This window comes from Saccharothrix obliqua (assembly GCF_019375475.1).
In the GTDB taxonomy this organism is placed as follows: domain Bacteria; phylum Actinomycetota; class Actinomycetes; order Mycobacteriales; family Pseudonocardiaceae; genus Actinosynnema; species Actinosynnema obliqua.
Map to the genome: position 1 here is coordinate 640,132 of NZ_JAHXGQ010000004.1, position 17,462 is coordinate 657,593.

Sequence of the window (17,462 nt, forward strand, 5' to 3'; positions counted from 1 at the left end):
CGAGTGGTGATCCGACGGGCACGGCTGCGGGTGAGCCTGCTGGTGGGGTTGGCGATCACCGTGCTGGTCGGGTTCGTCGGCGGGATCGCCTACGCCGTGATGGTGCAGGCCCAGGGCACGCAGGTGACGCGCGAGCTGCGGTACAACGCCAAGTACGGCACGCCGTCCACTCCCCCGGGCTGCACGTGGCTGTTCACACAGGACAACGGGGTGATCGACGACGGCGTGCTGCCGGTGCCGCGTGGGTTCCCGCTGCACGACGACCTCGCCGCGGCGCGCGAGTCGGGCAGCGCGATCGAGCGCACGGTGGAACGCGACAACACGGTGTACCTGGTGCTCACGCAGCCGGGTCCCGGCACCAGCACGGTGCAGGCGGTGTTCGACACCCGCTACCAGATCGCCGACCGGCAACACCTGCTGCTGGCCCTGGCGGTCGCGGAGATCTGCGGCCTGCTCGCGGCGGCCGTGACGGGGCTGCTGGTGGGCAGGCGCGCGGTCGCGCCGCTGGCGGAGGCGCTGGCGCGGCAGCGGCGGTTCGTCACCGACGCCAGCCACGAGCTGCGCACGCCGATCGCACGGGCCTACACGCGGGCCCAGCTCCTCGCGCGGCGCGCGGCGGCGGCCGACCTGCCCGGCGAGCACCGCGCCGGCCTGGCCAAGCTCGCCGGTTCGATCCGGGGTCTCGGTGACGTGGTCGACGACCTCCTGCTGTCGGCGCGGCTGAACGCCGAGTCCACCGGTCAGGTCGTGGACCTGGGCGGCCTGGCGGAGTCCGCCGTGGCGACGGAGGGCGACCGGGCCCGCGAGCGGCGCATCGCGTTGACCGTCGAGCGCCCCGCCGGTCCGCTGGCGGTGATCGGCGTCGAGACCGCGTTGCGGCGCGCGATCGGCGAGCTGCTGGCGAACGCGGTGCGCCACACCCCGGCGGGCGGCCGGATCGACGTGCGCCTGGAGCGGGGGCCGGACGGCTGGGTGGAGGTGACCGTCGAGGACACCGGCGAGGGTTTCGACCCGGTCGAGGCGGACCGGCTGTTCGACCGGTTCCGCCGCGGCGCGGGCGGCTCGGAGCGGCGCTTCGGACTGGGGCTGGCGTTGCTGCGGGAGGTGGTGACCGCGCACGGCGGCACGGTCGAGGCGGTCGGCAACCCGGGTCGGGGCGCGCGGTTCACGCTGCGCCTGCCGCCGGCCGAGGTGGTGCGTGAGCCCGCGCCCGAACCGTCGTCCGCCGCGGCGGCGGACGACGGTCGGGAGATCAGCACCGGGCACCGGTGACGACCTCGGCGGCGCGGCGGACGTCCGCGTCGAGCGGGCGGTCCGGGTCGACCGGCGGTATCGCCTCGACGAGGGCGTCGAGCAACTCCGCGCACCGGGGCGCCGTGGGCCGCCTGCCGCCGACGTGGACGGCCTGGCGCAGTCCCAGCGCGAGCGAACCGCACAGCAGGCGCAGGAGTTCGGCGAGGTCGTGGGCACGCAGGGCGGCCTGCGTGCCGAACGGCACGACGTCCTGGTTGTGCAGGTTCGTGGGCAGGCTCTGGGTGCTCGCGGGCAGCGTGCCGCGGCGGATCTCGGCGACGAACGCGGTGGTGGCCAGCTGCACGCCCTGCAACCCGTGCTGGCGTCCCGGTCCGGCGGCCAGCATCGGCGGCAGGCCGGTGTTGCGGGCCGGGTCCACCAGCAGGTCGAGCTGCCGCTCCGCGAGGTTGCCCAGGGAAGCGGTGACCATGGCGAGGACGTCGGCGGCGAACGCGGCCGGCTGGCCGAAGAAGTTGCCGCCGTGGGCGACGAGGTCGTCGTCCGGGAAGAACAACGGGTTGTCACTGACACCGGCCAGGTCGGCGGCCACCACGCCGTCCACGTAGCGCAACGCGTCCTCGGCCGCGCCGAGGAGCTGCGGTGAGCACCGGATGCTGTAGGGCTCCTGGAGCGCGCGGGAACCGCTGGGCGCGGTGCCGGCCAGCGTCTCGCGCATGTGGTCGGCGACGGTGGCCGCGCCCGGGTGGCGGTACGCGGCGATCAGGCGCGGGTCGAGGAAACCCGGGTCCGCGCCGACGACGTCCACCAGCAGGCAGGTGAGGTCCCGCACGGCGCGGTGCGAGGCGCGGACCGAGTCGAGCGCGAGCGCGGTGGCGGCGGTGGTCACCGACGTGCCGTTCACCAGGGCCAGCGCGTCGCGGCCGTCCAGGCTCAGCGGGACGAGGCCGGCGAGGCGCAGGGCGTCCCGGGCGGGCATCCGCTCGCCGGCCAGGTAGGCGTGGCCCCGGCCGCGCAGCGCCTGGGTCGCGTAGGCGAGCGGGATGAGGTCGCCGCTCGCGCCGACCGAGCCGTACCGCGGCACGGCCGGGACGAACGTGGTCGCGAACATCGCGGCCAGGCCGTCCAGGACGTGGGCGGACACCCCGGACACGCCTTGGGCCAGCGACCACGCGCGCACCAGCAGCGCGGCGCGGACGACGTCGGCGGGCAGGTCGGGTCCCTGGCCCGCGCCGAGGTGTGCCAGGGTGTTGTCGCTCTGGTCGGCGGGGTCGGCGCGACCGGCGTAGCCGATCAGCGCGCCGAACCCGGTCTTGGCCCCGTACACGGGGCGGTCGTCGTCGGCGAGCACCGTGCGCAGGAACTCGCGGCCCCGGTCGACGCGGTTCCGGACGTCGGGGCCGACGAGCACCGGCAGGGGTGCTGCCGCGCGGTGGAGGTCTGCGCCGCGCAACGGCGCGCCGAGGTCCACGGGGGCGTCGGTCGCGGTGCGGGAGTCGGTCGTGGTCACGGCGTCGACGGTAGGCCGCCGATCTCAGAGTGTTCTGAAATCGCGTGGGTAGCTTCCGACTGCATGGCGCACGACTACCTGATCATCGGAGCCGGGCCCGCCGGTCTCCAGCTCGCCGCCCTGATGGAACGCGACGGCCGCGACTACGCCGTCCTCGAACGCGCGGCCGGTCCGGGCAGCAGCTTCACCCGCTTCCCCCGGCACCGCACGCTGATCTCCACCAACAAGGTGCACTCGCCCCACACCGACCCGGAGCGGCGGCTGCGCGCGGACTGGAACTCGTTGCTGTCCGACGATCCCGCGTTGCTGTTCACCCGGTACAGCGACCGGTACTTCCCCCACGCCGACGACATGGTCCGCTACCTGGCCGATTTCGCCGCGGCGACCGGTGCGCGCGTGCACTACGGCACCGAGGTCGTGCGGATCTCCCGGGACGACGGCGGTTTCACCGCGGTCGACCGCGACGGGCGGACGTGGCGCGCGGCGCGGGTCGTCGTGGCCACCGGTGTGCCCCGGCTGCACCTGCCGCCGATCCCGGGCATCGAGCACGTCGAGCACTACGACACGTTCGACACCGACCCGACGTCGTTCACCGGGCAGCGGGTCCTGGTGCTGGGCAAGGGGAACTCGGGGTTCGAGACCGCCGACTCGCTGATCGCGCACGCGGCGGTCATCCACGTCGCCGGTCCGCACTCGGTGCGGCTCGCCTGGCAGACGCACTACGTCGGGCACCTGCGGGCGGTGAACAACAACTTCCTCGACACCTACCAGCTCAAGTCCGACAACGCGGTGCTCGACGGCACCGTGGAACGCATCGAGCCCCGGCCAGGCGGAGGGTTCCGGGTCCTGTTCCGCTACGCGCGCACGGTGGAGTCGGCGCGGGAGCTGGAGTACGACCGGATCATCGCGTGCACCGGTTTCCGGTTCGACGCCTCGGTGTTCGCCGACGGCTGCCGGCCGGCGCTGGCCATCGACGACCGGTTCCCCGAGCAGACCTCGGCGTACGAGTCGACCACCGTGCCCGGCCTGTACTTCGCGGGCACGGTCACCCAGCAGCGGGACTTCAAGAAATCCACGAACGGCTTCATCCACGGCTTCCGCTACGGGGTCCGCGCGCTGCACCACATCCTCGCCGCCCGCCACCACGGCGTCCCGTGGCCGGCCACCCCGGTCGACCCGTCGCCGGAGGCGATCGGCGACGCGGTGATCGCGCGGGTGAACCGGTCTTCCGCGCTGTGGCAGCAGTTCGGGGTGATCGGCGACGTGGTGGCGGTGACCGGGGAGACCGCGCGGTACGAGGAGGAGGTGCCGGTGGCGTACCTCGCGGACGGCGGGCTCGGCCCGGCGGAGCACCGGTTCGTCGCGACGCTGGAGTACGGGCCGGACCACGACACCGCGGACCCGTTCGACATCTCGGTGCCGCGGGTGGCGGAGAACGACGCCGAGAACGCCCACGAGGCGAGCTACCTGCACCCGGTGGTCCGCCACTACCGGGACGGCGTGCTCACCGCGACCCACCACCTGGCCGAGAACCTGGACAACCGCTGGGACCTGCCCGCGGTGCACCGGCAGCCGCTGGCCGCGTTCGTGAAGGAGTGCCTTGTCGACGCGTGACACCGGGCCGTTCCCGCGCGCGGTGCTCGACGCGCTCGCCGCCGCGGCGGACCGGCCGGTGTTCGAGCACGGCGCCCGCTTGGTCGGCGGAGCGGAGCTGCTGGACCTCGTCGAGCGGATCGCGGCCGGGTTGCGCGGCGCGGGGGTGGGTCCCGGCGACGGCGTCGCGCTCCTGCTCGGCGTCCACGCGGAGGCGTTCGCCACGATCCTCGCCGCCCACGCGGTGGGCGCCCGGGTGGTGGGCGTGCGGCCGGGGCTGCCCGACGCGCAGGTGCGCCACCTGCTCGGTCTCGACATCGCCGCGGTGGTCACCGATTCGAGCGGTGCCCACGCCTCGCACGCGATCGCGGAGCCGCACCCCGCCGAGCCGAGCAGCACCGCCAACGGCGACACCCCGCTCATGCTCACCGTCGAGCAGCTGTGCGAGGCACGTGCCGGGAGCGGCCCGTTGCGGCTCGGGGGGCGGGCGGCGGACGTGGCCCGGCTGACCCACACCAGTGGCAGCACGGGGATGCCCAAGGCGTGCGCGCAGACCTACGCCGCGCTGACCGCCGCGTGGGTCGCGCGGCCCGCCGCGTGGCCGCCGGCGGTCCGCGAGCTGGCGTCCCGGCTGGACCGCTTCCTGGTCTTCGGGACGCTGTCGAGCCAGGTGGTGTTCGACTACGCCGTGCTCGCCATCGCCGCGGGCGGCACGGCGGTCGTCGCCGACCGGCCGGCGTTGCCCGACGCGATCACGCGCCTGCGCGCCTCGGGCTGCGTGATCACGGTGCCGCGATTGGCGAAGCTCGTCGCGGCGCAGCGCCGCGCACCCGCCGACCTGTCGACGCTGCGGGCGCTGATGGTGTCCGGCTCGCCCCTCACACCCGACCGGCACCGCGAGGCGCTGGACGTGCTCGGCCCGGTCGTCTTCCACGGCTACGGCCAGACCGAGACCGGGATGATCTCCATGGCGACCCCGGACGACCCGCCGGGCTCGGTGGGCGTCCCGCCGGCCGCCGTGGACGTCGAGATCCGCGACCCGGCCGGCACACCGGTGCCGACCGGCGTGGACGGCGAGCTGTTCGTCCGCACCCCGGCCCAGGCCACGTCGTACTGGGCGGACCCGGAGCGGTCGGCGGAGGTGTTCGTCGGCGGCTGGGTGCGCACCCGCGACCTCGGCCGCTTCACCCCGACGGGCCGGCTGCGCCTGACCGGCCGGACCCGGGACGTGGTGATCGTCAACGCGAACCTGCACCACGTCGGCCCCATCGAGCAGGTCATCGCCGAGCACCCGGACGTCGCCGAGGCGTACGTGGTCGCCGTCCCGGACGACGAGACCGGCGAGGCGGTGCACGCGTTCGTGGTGCCGACCGCCGACCGGGCGCCCGACCTGGCGGCGCTGCGCGACCTGGTGACCGCCCGGCTGGGCGCGGCGTGCGCGCCGGCGCGGCTGACCGTGATCGCGGAACCACCGCTCGCCCCGAGCGGCAAGCCGGACAAGCGCCTGCTGACCCCCTGAGAACCGAGGAGAAACCGTGCCCAGCGAAATCTCGACCGAGTACCTCGTCATCGGCGCCGGCCCGGCGGGGTTGCAGGCGTCGCACCTGCTCTCCCGCGCCGGCCGCGACCACCTGGTGCTCGAAGCCGGCGACGCGCCCGGCGCGTTCTTCACCCGCTTCCCCCGCCACCGCACGCTGATCTCCAGCAACAAGGTGCACACCGGCTGGGACGACCCCGAGCTGAACCTCCGGGTCGACTGGAACTCGCTGCTGTCCGACGACCCGTCGCTGCTGTTCACCGGCTACACGCCCCGTTACTTCCCGCCCGCCGAGGTCATGGTCCGGTACCTGGCGGACTTCGCCACCAAGCTGGACCTGCCCGTGCGCTGCGGGGTCAGGGTCGTGTCGATCACCCGCCCGGACGACTTCGTGGTCCGCGACCAGCGCGGCGACACCTACCGGGCGCGGCGGCTCATCGTCGCCACCGGCGTGACCAAGCCGTACGTGCCGCCGATCGAGGGCGTGGAGCACGCCGAGCGGTACGACGAGGTGTCGGTGGACCCGGCCGACTTCACCGGGCAGCGGGTGTTGATCATCGGGCGCGGCAACTCGGCGTTCGAGACCGCCGACAACCTCATCGAGACGGCGGCGGTCATCCACGTCGCCGGGCCGGGCTCGCTGAAGCTGGCGTGGCGGACGCACTTCGTCGGCCACCTGCGCGCGGTCAACAACAACTTCCTCGACACCTACCAGCTGAAGTCGCAGAACGCGGTGCTGGACGGGCGGATCGCGGGCATCCGCCGCGACGGCGACGAGTACGCGGTGCGGGTCGCCTTCGCGCGGGTCGGCGACCGGGTGAAGGAGATCCGCTACGACCGGGTGATCCTCGCGACCGGTTTCCGGTTCGACGCGTCGATCTTCGCGCCCGAGTGCCGCCCCGAGCTGACGATCAACGACCGCTTCCCGGGCCAGACCGCGGCGTGGGAGTCGGTGAACGTGCCCGACCTGTTCTTCGCGGGCACCATCACGCAGGCCCGCGACTTCAAGAAGTCGACCAGCGGTTTCATCCACGGCTTCCGCTACGGGGTGCGGGCGCTGCACCGGCTCCTCGAGCACCGCTACCACCGCGTGCCGTGGCCGGGTGCCGACCTCCCCCCGACGCCGGGCGCGGTGGCCGACGCGGTCATCGCCAGGGTGAACCGCACGTCGGCGCTGTGGCAGATGTTCTCGTTCCTGGCCGACGCGGTGCTGTTGGGTCGGGACGGCACCTTCCGCTACGCCGAGGAGGTGCCGCTGGACCACCTGCACGAGGCGGTCGGGCGCGGCGAGTTCGGCGATGTCGACTCCTACCTGGCGGTGACGCTGGAGTACGGCGAGGGCCACGACCGCGTGGACCCGTTCGACATCACCGAGGGGCGTGCCGCGAAGGACAGCACCGGCGGGCTCGACGGCCGCTACCTGCACCCCGTGGTGCGGCACTACCGCGGCGGCGTGCTGGTCGGCGAGCACCACCTCACCGAGAACCTGGACAACGAGTGGGACAGCGAGGAGGGGCACCGCGCGCCGCTGCTGGCGTTCCTGCGCGCCCGGCTCGCCCCGATCACCGCGGAGGCCCGGTGAACCCCGCGCTGGCCGAACTGCACGCCGAGGCACGCGCGGCGCTCGACCCCGTGCACTACGACTACTTCGCGGGCGGTGTCGGCGAGGAGGTCGTGCTCGGCGCGAACGAGGCGGCGTTCGGGCGACTGGCGCTGCTGCCGCGGGTGTTGCGCGGCAGCACCACCCGCGACACGGCCGTGGACCTGCCGGGCGGTCGCCTGGCCGCGCCCGTGCTGGTCGCGCCCACCGCCTTCCACCGGCTCGCCCACCCCGACGGCGAGCTGGCGACGGCGCGGGCCGCCGCGGCGGCCCGGACGGTGCTGGTGTCCGGGGTGGCCTCGACCGTGGCGATCGGCGAGGTGGTGGCGGCGGCACGGGCGGTGGACCCGGGCGCGGCCGTGTGGTTCCAGCTCTACCCCGAGCCCGACGAGGACGTGACGGCGTGCCTGGTGCGCCGCGCCGAGCACGCCGGCTGCACCGCGCTGGTGGTGACCGCCGACTCACCGGTGTTCGGCCGGCACCGCCGCGACATCGCGCACGGCTTCCACGACCTGCCCGCGGGCCTCGCGGCGGAGAACATGCGGGACCTGCCGGGCGGTCCGCCGGGTGCGGTCCGGGACATCGGGATGTCGCCGGCGGCGTCGTGGGCGCACCTGGACCGGCTGCGGGAGCTGACGTCGCTCCCGGTGTGGCTCAAGGGTGTCCTGCACCCGGCGGACGCGGTGCTCGCCGTCGAGCACGGCGTGGCCGGTGTCGTGGTGTCCAACCACGGTGGCCGCCAGTCCGACGTGGTGCCCGCCGCCGTCGAAGCGCTGCCCGCCGTGGTCGACGCGGTCGCCGGGCGGGTGCCGGTGGTGCTGGACGGCGGTGTGCGGCGTGGCGGCGACGTCGCCGTGGCGCTCGCACTCGGCGCGGCAGCGGTCGGCGTCGGCCGACCGGTGCTGTGGGGCCTGGCCGCGGCCGGCGAGGCGGGCGTGACCCGTGTCCTGGACGTGCTGCGCGACGAGTTCGACCACGTCCTCGCGTTGTGCGGTGGGCGCGACGCCGCCGACCTCACCCGGGACCAGGTCGTCACCCGGGGGGTGACCACGCGGTGTGGGTGCTGACGGGGTTGCTCGCCGCGGCGGCGCTGACCGCGCCGCGCTGGCTGCCCGCGCGGGTGGTCGCCCTGCGCGGCAAGGTTTTCGAGAAGGTCAACGGGGACAACGCGATCACGTTCCCGAACGCCGTGGTCGGGCCGGACCGGTTCGAGGAGGTCTACGGCCACCCGGCGGCGAACGGCCGCAGCCGGGGCGCCGGGCTCTCGGACCTGTTCTGGTACTGGCTCTCCCCCGGCGCGGAGGTGCACCAGGAGCACCTGGAGGACGGGCCGCGCTACGACGACGTGGCGCGCACGACGCGTGCGCTGCTGTCGGGGCCGAGCGACGCGCTGTCGGCGGCGGCGGCGCGTTGTGCCGGGCGGGTGCTGGACGAGCTGGTCACCGGGCAGGTGACCCTGGTGCGGTTGCGCGACCTGATGGTGCCGGTGTGGGCGGAGTTCTTCTACGAGGTGGTGTTCGGCGAGCCGTGCCCCCGCGCGGCCCGGGACCTGATCGTGGGGCACGCCGACGACGTGGTGACGGCGTTGAAGTGCACCGGCCTGCGCCACCCGGCGCGGCGGGCCCGGCTGACCCGCTACCTCGCCCGGCGCGTCGCGGCCGGTGACGTGCGGCAGCCGCTGCCCACCACCCTGACGCCCGCCGAGCAGGCGCATTACCTCCAGGGCACGTTCTTCAACACGGCCGTGGTCCAGATGTCCGAGGCCATGGCGCACCTGCTGCTCGCGCTGGCCCAGCACCCGGAGGTGGCGGCCCGGCTGGCGGCCGACCCGGACGACGACCGCTACTTCACGCACGTCCTCGACGAGACCATGCGGCGCTACCCGTTGTTCGGCATCGCGCACCGCATCACCACGGCCGACATCGTGCTGGACGAGCACACCACGCTGGCCAAGGGCTCGGTGCTGTGCTTCAGCTACCCCGACTACCACGCCAGCGGCTACCGCGACCCGGACGTGTTCGACCCGGACCGCTGGGAAGACCTCCCGGCGCGGGCGGCGCACCACATCCCGTTCGGCGTCGCCGCCAACCGGCCGTGCCCGGCGTGGCGGCTGTCCCCGCTGGCGATCCGCGCCGCGACCGCGGAGGTGTTGCGCCGCTTCACGTTGCACTCCACGGCCGGCCACACCCGGTCGCTGCCCAACCGGGGACCGTGCCTGCTGGTGCGGGTCGGGCACGCGCTGCCGCCACGCCGCCTGGCCGTGTTCGGCGGTCTCCTGCGCGTCCGCGACCGGTGGGAGGACGTGTGGCGCAGCGTGGTCCAACTCGTGCTCGGCACGGTCATGGTCCTCGACGCGCGCAGGAAGCGCTTGGCCGGGCGCTACTTCGACAAGCACGACACCGGGGGCTGCCCGGTGCCCCACACCTCGGAGGTCACCGGGTGAACCAGATCGAGTTCGCGTTGCGGGTGTTCGCGGCGCTGGCGGTCGTGCTCGTCGCGACGAGCCTGTGCGGGCGGTTGGCCATGCTGGTCAAGCAGCCCAGGGTGGTCGGCGAGATGGTCGCCGGCGTCCTGCTCGGGCCGGCCCTGCTGGGCGCGGTCGCACCGCAGGCGCAGGCGCAGCTGTTCCCCGCGGACGTCAAGAACGTCCTGTACGTGTTGAGCACCATCGGGTTGACGTTCTACATGTTCCTGGTCGGCGCGTCGCTGGACCACGGGCGGACCGCCGGGCGCAACATGCGGCGCGCCTCGGTGCTGGCCGCGTCGGGCATCCTGCCCACGTTCCTGCTCGGCGCGGGCGCGGCGGCGTTGTTCGCCGGTTCGCTGAGCCCCGAGGGGTCCAGCCCGTGGGAGTTCATGCTGTTCGTCGGCGGCGCGCTGTCCATCACCGCGTTCCCCATGCTGGCCCGCATCCTGGACGAGCGCGGTATCGCCAACACGCCCATCGGCGGCCTCACCCTGGTGGCCGCCGCGATCGACGACGCGGTGGCGTGGGTGCTCCTCGCGGTGATCATCGCGGTCGGCACGGCGGGCAGCCCGTTGGACGCGTTGGACACCGTGGTGGGCGCGGCGGTGTTCGCGCTGGTGATGCTCACCGCGGGCCGCAAGCTGCTCGGCCGGCTCGGCGAGCGGGTGGAGCGTGCCGGCCGGATGAGCCGCGACGTGATGGCCCTCGTGCTGTTCGTCGTGCTGGCGGCGGGCTGGTTCACCGACTACATCGGCGTCTTCTCGGTGTTCGGCGGTTTCATCACCGGCCTGGCGATGCCGCAGTCGGCCGTCGTGCGGAAGGAGTTGGAGACCAAGCTGACGGACCTCAACTCGATCCTGCTGCTGCCGGTGTTCTTCGCGTTCAGCGGCCTGAACACGGAGGTTTCCGGCTTCACCGCGGGAGGCTCCCTCTGGCTGCCGCTCGCGGTGATCACGGTGGCGGCGGTCGCGGGCAAGTACCTCGGCTGCGCCGCGGTCGTGCGTGCCCAGGGCTTCCCGTGGCGGTTCGCGTCGGCGGTCGGCGGCCTGATGAACGCCCGCGGCCTGATGATCCTGATGTTCATCAACATCGGGCTCGCGCACGGGTTGGTGACGTCCGAGATGTTCGCGATCCTGGTCGTGGTCGCGATCGCCACCACGGCCGCCGCGATGCCGATCTACCGCGCGTCCCTGCCCGAGAGCTTGGAGCAGGGCACGTCCACCGCCCCGCCGGCCCCGGTGCCGGTCCGGAACCGGCGGTAGCCGAGCGGTCGAGCCCCGGTGCCGAGCGGTGCCGGGGCTCGCAACCGACCCACCGCGCCCCGCTCACCCGGCGCCCGCGCGAACCACGGGGACCGGCCGAGCGAACCCCTCGTGCGCGCGGAACCGCCCGCGCTCTCGCCGCGTGCCCGCCCGAACCACCAGCCGCCGGCCGCCCGCCTGATCCGAGCGGAGCCCCTCAGCCCACGGCCTTCCGGATGAGGGCGGCGATGCGCTCCTCCACCTCCGGCGTCATCTCGACGATCGCGAAGCCGGTCGCCCACATGGGACCGTCGTCGAGGTTCGCGAGGTCGTTGAACCCCAGCGTCCCGTACCGCGCCTTGAACTTGTCCGCGTTCTGGAAGAAGCAGACCACCTTGCCGTCCAACGCGTACGCGGGCATCCCGTACCAGAGCTTCGGCGCGAGCGTCGGCGCGTTGGCGGTGACGACGGCGTGGATGCGCTCGGCCAGGACCCGGTCGGACTCGGGCATCTCGGCGATCTTCGCGAGCACGTCCTTCAACGCCTCCGCCGCCTTGTCGGCGGCCGAACCGCGGCGCGACGCCTTCTTGACCTCCTTGGCGTGCTCCTTCATCGCGGCCCGCTCCTCGGCCGTGAATCCCTCGTACCCACTCGTCTCGGCGGCGTCCTGCTGGTCGGCGTTCTTCTTGGCGGGGCTCATCGCGGGTTCCTCTCGCGGGTCGTGGTGTGCGGGATGCTAGTCGCGCTCACCGCGCTGACCAGGTGCTCTTCGGTGTGCGGAAGTGTGATGTCGTCCACGTCGGACGGTTGCGCCGGCGACCCGGCCCGGTCCCGGGCGGCGGTCAGCCCGTGCAGGCGGTAGCGGCACATCAGGACACGGCCGCCGGTGCGGTGGTCTCCCAGGCGAACCCGTCCGGGTCGGTGAAGGGCTCGACCGGGCCGCCGATCGCGATCCGGTGCGACCCCGAGCCCTCGGGTGCGACGCCGACGACCTTCGCCAGGGCGCGCCGCCGGTACAGCGCCAGCTTGACCGAGTCCGGCCCGGAGGCGAACTCGACGTACATGCGGCCGAAGCTCTTCCCGACGGTGAACCCGCGCTCGACGTAGGCGCGCTTGCTCGCGCCGATGTCGGCGACACCCAGCAGGAGCACGACCTCGTCGATGCGACCGGTGGCCGGGCCGGTGTCCTTCTTGGCCGACGTGGCGATCTTCCAGATCGTCCCGTCCGGAGCCCGCACCACGCCGCCGTAACCCCAGATGGACTTGGCCGCGGGCTTGAGGATCGTCGCCCCGGCGGTGCGGGCGGCGTCGACCAGGGCGTTGACGTCCGCCGGCTGGGACACGGTGAGCGCCGCCGTGAACCCGCGGAACCCGGTGGTCGCTTCCCGCGCGGCACGCAGGCGCAGCCGACCGTCCAAACCGAACGCTCCGGTGTAGAACCGCTCGGCGGCCTCCGGGTCGGCCACTTCGAGCGTGATGCTGTCGATCGAGGTCATGGCACGAACGCTAATCGCGGCCCGGCGGACGGCGCTTCTCCATTCCTGATCGGTTCCACGGGGTCGGTCCGATGTGGAGCCGCGGCCGGAGCGCCGCGGAGAAATGTGTTGCAACTCACGTCCGTTTTGTCCGGTTACCGGGTCCGCGCGCCCCGACATGATGCGAGCGCAGATCGTCCAGCAACCAGGAGAAGCGCGTGCGTGACAAGGAAAACGTCGGCTCATGGCGGGAACTCGGTGCTCATGCGAGCACCGCGCTCGTGTTGGCCGGAGGGGTGCTCATGGGTGCCGTCAACATCTACGTGGCGGCGAGCCTGCTGCCGACCGTGGTGGGCGATATCGGCGGCGAGTTGTTGTACGCGTGGACCATGACGGCCTTCCTGGTCGCCCAGGTGGTCGCCACGATGTGCGTGAGCCGGGTGCTCTCCCGGTACGGCGGCGTCGGCGCCTACCTGATCGGGTTCGGGGTGTTCGCCGCCGGGTCGCTGGTCTGCGTGGTGAGCCCGGTGATGCCGGTGCTCCTGGTCGGCCGCGGCGTCCAGGGGCTCGGGGCCGGGTTGTTGACGGGCCTGGGTTTCGCCGTGATCCACTCGGCGCTGCCGCCCCAACTGTGGACCCGCGGGAGCGCCCTGATCTCCGCCATGTTCGGTGTCGGCAACCTCGTCGGCCCGGCACTGGGCGGGGTCTTCGCGCAGTTCGGGTCGTGGCGGCCGGCGTTCGCCGTGCCGGCGGTCGCGGCGGTCGCCATGGCGGCGTTCGTGCCGCGTGCGCTGCCACGCGGTGAGCGGGACGGGCAGGCGGCCCCGGTGCCGGTCGCCTCGTTGGCGCTGGTGGTCGGGGCGGTCGGCGCGGTGAGCGTCGCCGGGATCCTCGCGGACCCCGTCGCGATGGCGGCGTTCATCGTGCTGGGCCTGGTGCTGGTGGTGGCGTTCCTGGTGGTGGAGAAGCGGGCGGCCGTGCAGGTGCTCCCGCGTTCGACGTACCGGCCCGGCTCGGTGACGCGGTGGGTCTACCCGACCATCGCGATCCTCGCGTCCGGTGTGGCCGTGGAGACGTTCCTGCCGTTGTTCAGCCGGAACCTGGGCGGGCTGCCGCCCGTGGCGGCGGGGTTCTTCGCCGGGGCGCTGTCGCTCGGCTGGTCGGCGAGCCAGGTCGTCGGCTCCTCGGCGCACCGGGCGAGCGCGGTCCGGCGGCTCCGGGTCGCCGGACCGGCGTTGCTCGCCGCCGCGTTCACCGCGCTCGCCCTGCTGTCGCACGAGAACGCGGCCACGCTCACCGTCGTCGCCTGGTTGCCCGTCCTCCTGGTCGGCGGCGCGGGTATCGGCATCGCCATGCCGCACCTCTCGGTCGCCGCCATGACCGGCGCCGCCGACGCCGAGGAGGGCAGGCGGGCCGCCGCGGCGATCGCGACCGTGCTCACCACGGCCACCGCGTTCGGCGCGGCGGTCGCCGGCCTCCTGGTCAACCTGGCCGTGCCGGAGACCGCCGCCTCCGCCCGCTACCTCTTCGCGGGGTTCGCCGTCATCGCCGCCCTCGGCACCGGCACCGCGCGGATGGTGAACCGGGCCTGATCACAACGCGAGCCGGGGCCAGGACCGGCTGTCCCGCAGCAGTTGCCGGTCGTGCGTGGCGATCACGACCGCGGCCGGGGTCGAGCCGATCGCGGCGGTCAGCTCGTCGACCAGCGCGGCCGACAGGTGGTTGGTCGGCTCGTCGAGCAGCAGCACGTGCGGCCGGTCCGCCAGCACCAGCGCGAGGTCCAGCCGCCGACGCGCGCCGACCGACAGCTCGGCCACCGGTCGGTGCGCGTCGTACCGGTCGAGCAGGCCCAGCTCGGCCAACCCCGGACCGGGCAGGCCGGACCGGGTGAGGCGGGCCGCGTGCAGTTCCACCGCTGTGCGCCGGCCCGGCGGGTCGGATTCCTGGCCCAGCCAACCGATCCGCGCGGTCCGGGCACGCGTGACGACGCCGCCGGCGGGTGCCAACGCGCCCGCCAGCACCGCCAGCAGCGTCGACTTGCCCGCGCCGTTGGGTCCGGTGACCACCAGCCGGTCACCGGAGTCCAGCGCCAGGTCGACCGGGCGCGTGAGCCGGCCGGTCACGGTCACCCCGGTGGCCCGCAGCAGCGTGCCGCCGGGATGACCGGTTCCGGGGTGCTCGGGCAGTTCCGGCATGGTGAACCGGTTCGGCGGTGGCGGGACCGCCACGACGTGCGCGGCCAGCTCCTCCTGCCGCCGGTGCACGGCCCGGACCAGGCCGGGCGCGCGGGTGGCGCGGGCGTGCTTGCCGTGCCCCTTGGCGGGTCGCCAGTTGTCGCGCAACCGGTTCCGCGCCGCGGACAGGTCGTCGGCCAACCGCTGCTGCTCGGCGACCTGCTCGGCGTGCGCCGCCTCCCACCGGGCGCGCTCGGCCCGGCGGCCCTCGACGTACGCCGCGTAGCCGCCGCCGTACAGCCGCGGCCTGCCGTCGCTGGACGGGTCGAGGTCGAGCACCGAGGTCGCGACGTCGCCGAGCAGCGCCCGGTCGTGGCTCACCAGGACCACCACGCCGGGGTGCGCGCGCAGCCGCTCCGCGAGGTGGTCGAGCCCGTCGGCGTCGAGGTGGTTGGTCGGCTCGTCGAGCAGCAGCACCTGGTGCCCCGCGCCGAGCAGGCAGGCCAACCGCACCCGGTGCCGCTGGCCGACCGAGAGGGTGTGCAGCGGGCGGGCGCGGTCGGCGACGGCGTTCAGCGCGGCCAACGACACCTCGACCCGCCGATCGGCGTCCCACGCGTCCAACGCCTCGGCCTCGGCCAGCGCGGCGGCGTAGGCGTCGGCGGCCCCGGGGTGTCCGGCGGCGAGCGCTTCACCGGCCCGGTCCAACCGGCTGAGCGCACCACGGACGGCGGTGAGTTCGAGGTCGATCAGATCGCCGACGGTGCCGAGCGGGCCTCGCTGATCACCGGCTCCGAGCGGTGCCCGCCGATCCGCCGCACCCGGCGGAACCCGCGAGCCACCCGGTCCACGCGGAACCTCGCCGGCCGCCGCACTCGGCGGAACCCCCGGGCCATCCGGCCCGAGCGGAACCTCCCCATCCGCCACACCTGGCGGAACACCCGGGCCATCGGCCCGCAGCAGAACCTCCCGATCCGCCGCACCCGGTGAAACCCCCGGGCCATCCGCCTCAGGCGGAACCTTGCCGGCCGCCACACCCGGCGAAACCTCTGGGCCATCCGCCCCAGGCGGAACCTCGCCGGCCGCCGCACCCGGCGGAACACCCGGGCCGCCGGAGCCCGGCAACCCCGGCCGGGAGCCGCCAGCGAGCGGGATCTGCTGGGTGGCCACGCCGATCGAGCCCGCGCGGTGGACTTCGCCGCGATCGGCGGTCAGCTCACCGGACAGCACCCGCAGCAGCGTGCTCTTGCCCCGGCCGTTCTCGCCGACCACGGCGACCCGGTCACCGGCGGCGGCGAGGAGGTCGACACCGGTGAGCACCGGGCGTCCGCCGAAGGAGAGGTGCACACCGGACAGGCGGACGTGCGCCGCGCGCACAGGCGCGGGCGAAGGGTGGGACGACATGACGGAACTGCCTCCAACAAGAGGTGATGCGCAGAAAAGGACGATGTCCGGCACCGTGGTCCACGGCACCGGGTGGAGGCGTCGTCCCTCAGAGGTAGAACAGCTGCTGCATCACGCTCACCAGTCTAAACCGCCCGAAACACCGGGTCACCCGGATTTCGGCGGCACGCGCTCAGTCGGGCAGCACGTACTCGTCCCGACCGGCCGGGTGCACCACCCGGAAGCTGCTGACCCGCTCGGGCCGGACCGCCACCACGACCTTGTCCGCCAACCCCTCGGGCACCGCACCGCGCAACGCGGCGATCGCCTCCTCGGGCCGGTCGGTGGTGACGTGGAACCGCACCCCGTCCGCCGAGGCCGCGCCCATCGAGATGTGGCCGAGGTCCTCCACGGCCGCCGCGAAGCGGTCGATGTCGGGGACGCCCCGGTCGGTCAGGACGGCCTGCTCCGCACCGGTCAAGCCCTCGAACGCGACCACCACCTCCTGCGGCCCGCCCGGCGGGTCGAGCGCGACCACCCGGGCCAACCGGTCGAACGCCGCCCGCGTCGCGGTCATCCACTCCAGGTCCGCGTCGCCACGCAGCACGGTGTCGGCGTCGCCACGCGGCGGCGTGCCCCAGAACGGGTTGCCGGGCACGGCCAGCTCCGGGTACGCGGCCGACTCCCCGGCCCCGACGTGCGCGGTGCCGCCACGCACACCGGGGGCGAGCCGTCCGAGCGGACCAACCCGGGTGCCCGCCCAGACGCCGACCAGGGTGTCGCTGAGCACCATGCCGTGCAACGCCTCCGGCAACGGCGTCGGGGGGAACGGGAAGTCCTCCTCGTCCAGCACGCAGACACCGTCCGCGCGGGCGATCAACGCCCACACGCCCTGGTTCTCCTCCCACACCACCACGCCGCCGCCGGCCCGGCGCACCGTGCCCGGCGTCGACGCCGCGTCCTGGACGGCCCGCAGCCGCCGCCCGACCAGGGTGAACCACTCGGCCACGCCCACCGGCAGCCCACCGCCGGCCCGGTCCGCGGCGGCGGCGACCTCGTCGGGCGTGCTGCCGTCGGCGGCGGTCAGCGGCTCGGCGTACCACCGGTCCACGACGTCACCCAGCCAGGACCAGCGTTCGGTGGTCAGCAACGCGCGCTGCGCGTCCGAGGCGATCATGGCCGTCAGCCTAGGTCGACGTCCTGGTCACCGGGCCGCTACCCCGGTTTTGTC

The 17,462-nt window shown here is 74.1% G+C and carries 13 protein-coding genes and 1 pseudogene; 8 read left to right on the forward strand and 6 right to left on the reverse strand.

All coding sequences use genetic code 11. The features are described 5' to 3' along the window. The first annotated feature begins 6 nt into the window (after positions 1–6). Positions 7–1,272: a sensor histidine kinase gene (locus KZQ38_RS16275; RefSeq protein ID WP_308258432.1), complete on the forward strand. Its 1,266-nt coding sequence runs from the start codon at positions 7–9 to the stop codon at positions 1,270–1,272. On the opposite strand, the gene KZQ38_RS16280 is transcribed toward KZQ38_RS16275, so the two are convergent. Continuing rightward, positions 1,253–2,761 (reverse strand): aromatic amino acid ammonia-lyase, encoded by a 1,509-nt coding sequence (locus tag KZQ38_RS16280; protein WP_219442877.1) that lies wholly within the window; start codon positions 2,759–2,761, stop codon positions 1,253–1,255. The two genes, KZQ38_RS16275 and KZQ38_RS16280, sit on opposite strands and share 20 nt — an antisense overlap. Before the next feature lie 63 nt (positions 2,762–2,824). Here KZQ38_RS16280 and KZQ38_RS16285 point away from each other — a divergent pair, with 63 nt between their 5' ends. Genes KZQ38_RS16285 through KZQ38_RS16310 form a run of 6 tightly spaced genes read left to right on the forward strand, consistent with a single transcriptional unit; the run spans position 2,825 to position 11,220 of the window. Then, positions 2,825–4,375 (forward strand): FAD-dependent oxidoreductase, encoded by a 1,551-nt coding sequence (locus KZQ38_RS16285; protein ID WP_219442879.1) that lies wholly within the window; start codon positions 2,825–2,827, stop codon positions 4,373–4,375. After that, complete coding sequence (locus tag KZQ38_RS16290; protein WP_219442880.1) at positions 4,362–5,873, forward strand: class I adenylate-forming enzyme family protein; 1,512 nt, start codon at positions 4,362–4,364, stop codon at positions 5,871–5,873. The genes KZQ38_RS16285 and KZQ38_RS16290 overlap by 14 nt, the downstream gene beginning before the upstream one ends. Before the next feature lie 16 nt (positions 5,874–5,889). Next, on the forward strand, positions 5,890–7,473 hold the full coding sequence (locus KZQ38_RS16295) for an NAD(P)-binding domain-containing protein (RefSeq protein ID WP_219442881.1): 1,584 nt from the start codon (positions 5,890–5,892) through the stop codon (positions 7,471–7,473). Then, complete coding sequence (locus KZQ38_RS16300; protein WP_219442882.1) at positions 7,470–8,558, forward strand: alpha-hydroxy acid oxidase; 1,089 nt, start codon at positions 7,470–7,472, stop codon at positions 8,556–8,558. The genes KZQ38_RS16295 and KZQ38_RS16300 overlap by 4 nt, the downstream gene beginning before the upstream one ends. Next, positions 8,546–9,934, forward strand: coding sequence for a cytochrome P450 (locus KZQ38_RS16305; RefSeq protein WP_308258433.1), 1,389 nt, complete (start codon positions 8,546–8,548; stop codon positions 9,932–9,934). The genes KZQ38_RS16300 and KZQ38_RS16305 overlap by 13 nt, the downstream gene beginning before the upstream one ends. After that, positions 9,931–11,220 (forward strand): cation:proton antiporter, encoded by a 1,290-nt coding sequence (locus KZQ38_RS16310; RefSeq protein WP_219442883.1) that lies wholly within the window; start codon positions 9,931–9,933, stop codon positions 11,218–11,220. Before KZQ38_RS16305 ends, KZQ38_RS16310 begins: the two co-directional genes overlap by 4 nt. Positions 11,221–11,416: 196 nt before the next feature. Here the strand turns inward: KZQ38_RS16310 and KZQ38_RS16315 are convergent, their stop codons facing one another. Together KZQ38_RS16315 and KZQ38_RS16320 are read right to left on the reverse strand one after the other, a co-directional pair. Beyond that, positions 11,417–11,899 (reverse strand): iron chaperone, encoded by a 483-nt coding sequence (locus tag KZQ38_RS16315; RefSeq protein WP_219442884.1) that lies wholly within the window; start codon positions 11,897–11,899, stop codon positions 11,417–11,419. A gap of 169 nt (positions 11,900–12,068) precedes the next feature. Continuing rightward, positions 12,069–12,695 carry a VOC family protein gene (locus tag KZQ38_RS16320; RefSeq protein WP_219442885.1) on the reverse strand — a complete coding sequence of 209 codons (627 nt, stop codon included), beginning with the start codon at positions 12,693–12,695 and terminating at the stop codon, positions 12,069–12,071. A gap of 197 nt (positions 12,696–12,892) precedes the next feature. Here KZQ38_RS16320 and KZQ38_RS16325 point away from each other — a divergent pair, with 197 nt between their 5' ends. Continuing rightward, a complete protein-coding gene (locus KZQ38_RS16325) occupies positions 12,893–14,266 on the forward strand; it encodes an MFS transporter (protein WP_219442886.1) in 1,374 nt (457 codons plus the stop codon). Here the strand turns inward: KZQ38_RS16325 and KZQ38_RS16330 are convergent, their stop codons facing one another. From KZQ38_RS16330 to KZQ38_RS16340, 3 genes and pseudogenes are all read right to left on the reverse strand, one after another. Beyond that, a complete protein-coding gene (locus KZQ38_RS16330; RefSeq protein ID WP_443706241.1) occupies positions 14,267–15,883 on the reverse strand; it encodes an ATP-binding cassette domain-containing protein in 1,617 nt (538 codons plus the stop codon). Between the two features lie 159 nt (positions 15,884–16,042). After that, positions 16,043–16,252 (reverse strand): annotated as a pseudogene (locus tag KZQ38_RS16335) (ATP-binding cassette domain-containing protein); the annotation flags it as partial. 172 nt (positions 16,253–16,424) lie between these two features. Further along, positions 16,425–17,408 (reverse strand): hypothetical protein, encoded by a 984-nt coding sequence (locus tag KZQ38_RS16340; RefSeq protein ID WP_219442887.1) that lies wholly within the window; start codon positions 17,406–17,408, stop codon positions 16,425–16,427. Positions 17,409–17,462 lie beyond the last annotated feature (54 nt).

What these genes read in the sequence shown, in the direction of transcription:
- KZQ38_RS16285 (WP_219442879.1), top strand. Translation starts at nt 2,825, where the DNA reads ATGGCGCACGACTACCTGATCATCGGAGCCGGGCCCGCCGGTCTCCAG.
- KZQ38_RS16315 (WP_219442884.1), bottom strand. Translation starts at nt 11,899, where the DNA reads ATGAGCCCCGCCAAGAAGAACGCCGACCAGCAGGACGCCGCCGAGACG.
- KZQ38_RS16320 (WP_219442885.1), bottom strand. Translation starts at nt 12,695, where the DNA reads ATGACCTCGATCGACAGCATCACGCTCGAAGTGGCCGACCCGGAGGCC.
- KZQ38_RS16340 (WP_219442887.1), bottom strand. Translation starts at nt 17,408, where the DNA reads ATGATCGCCTCGGACGCGCAGCGCGCGTTGCTGACCACCGAACGCTGG.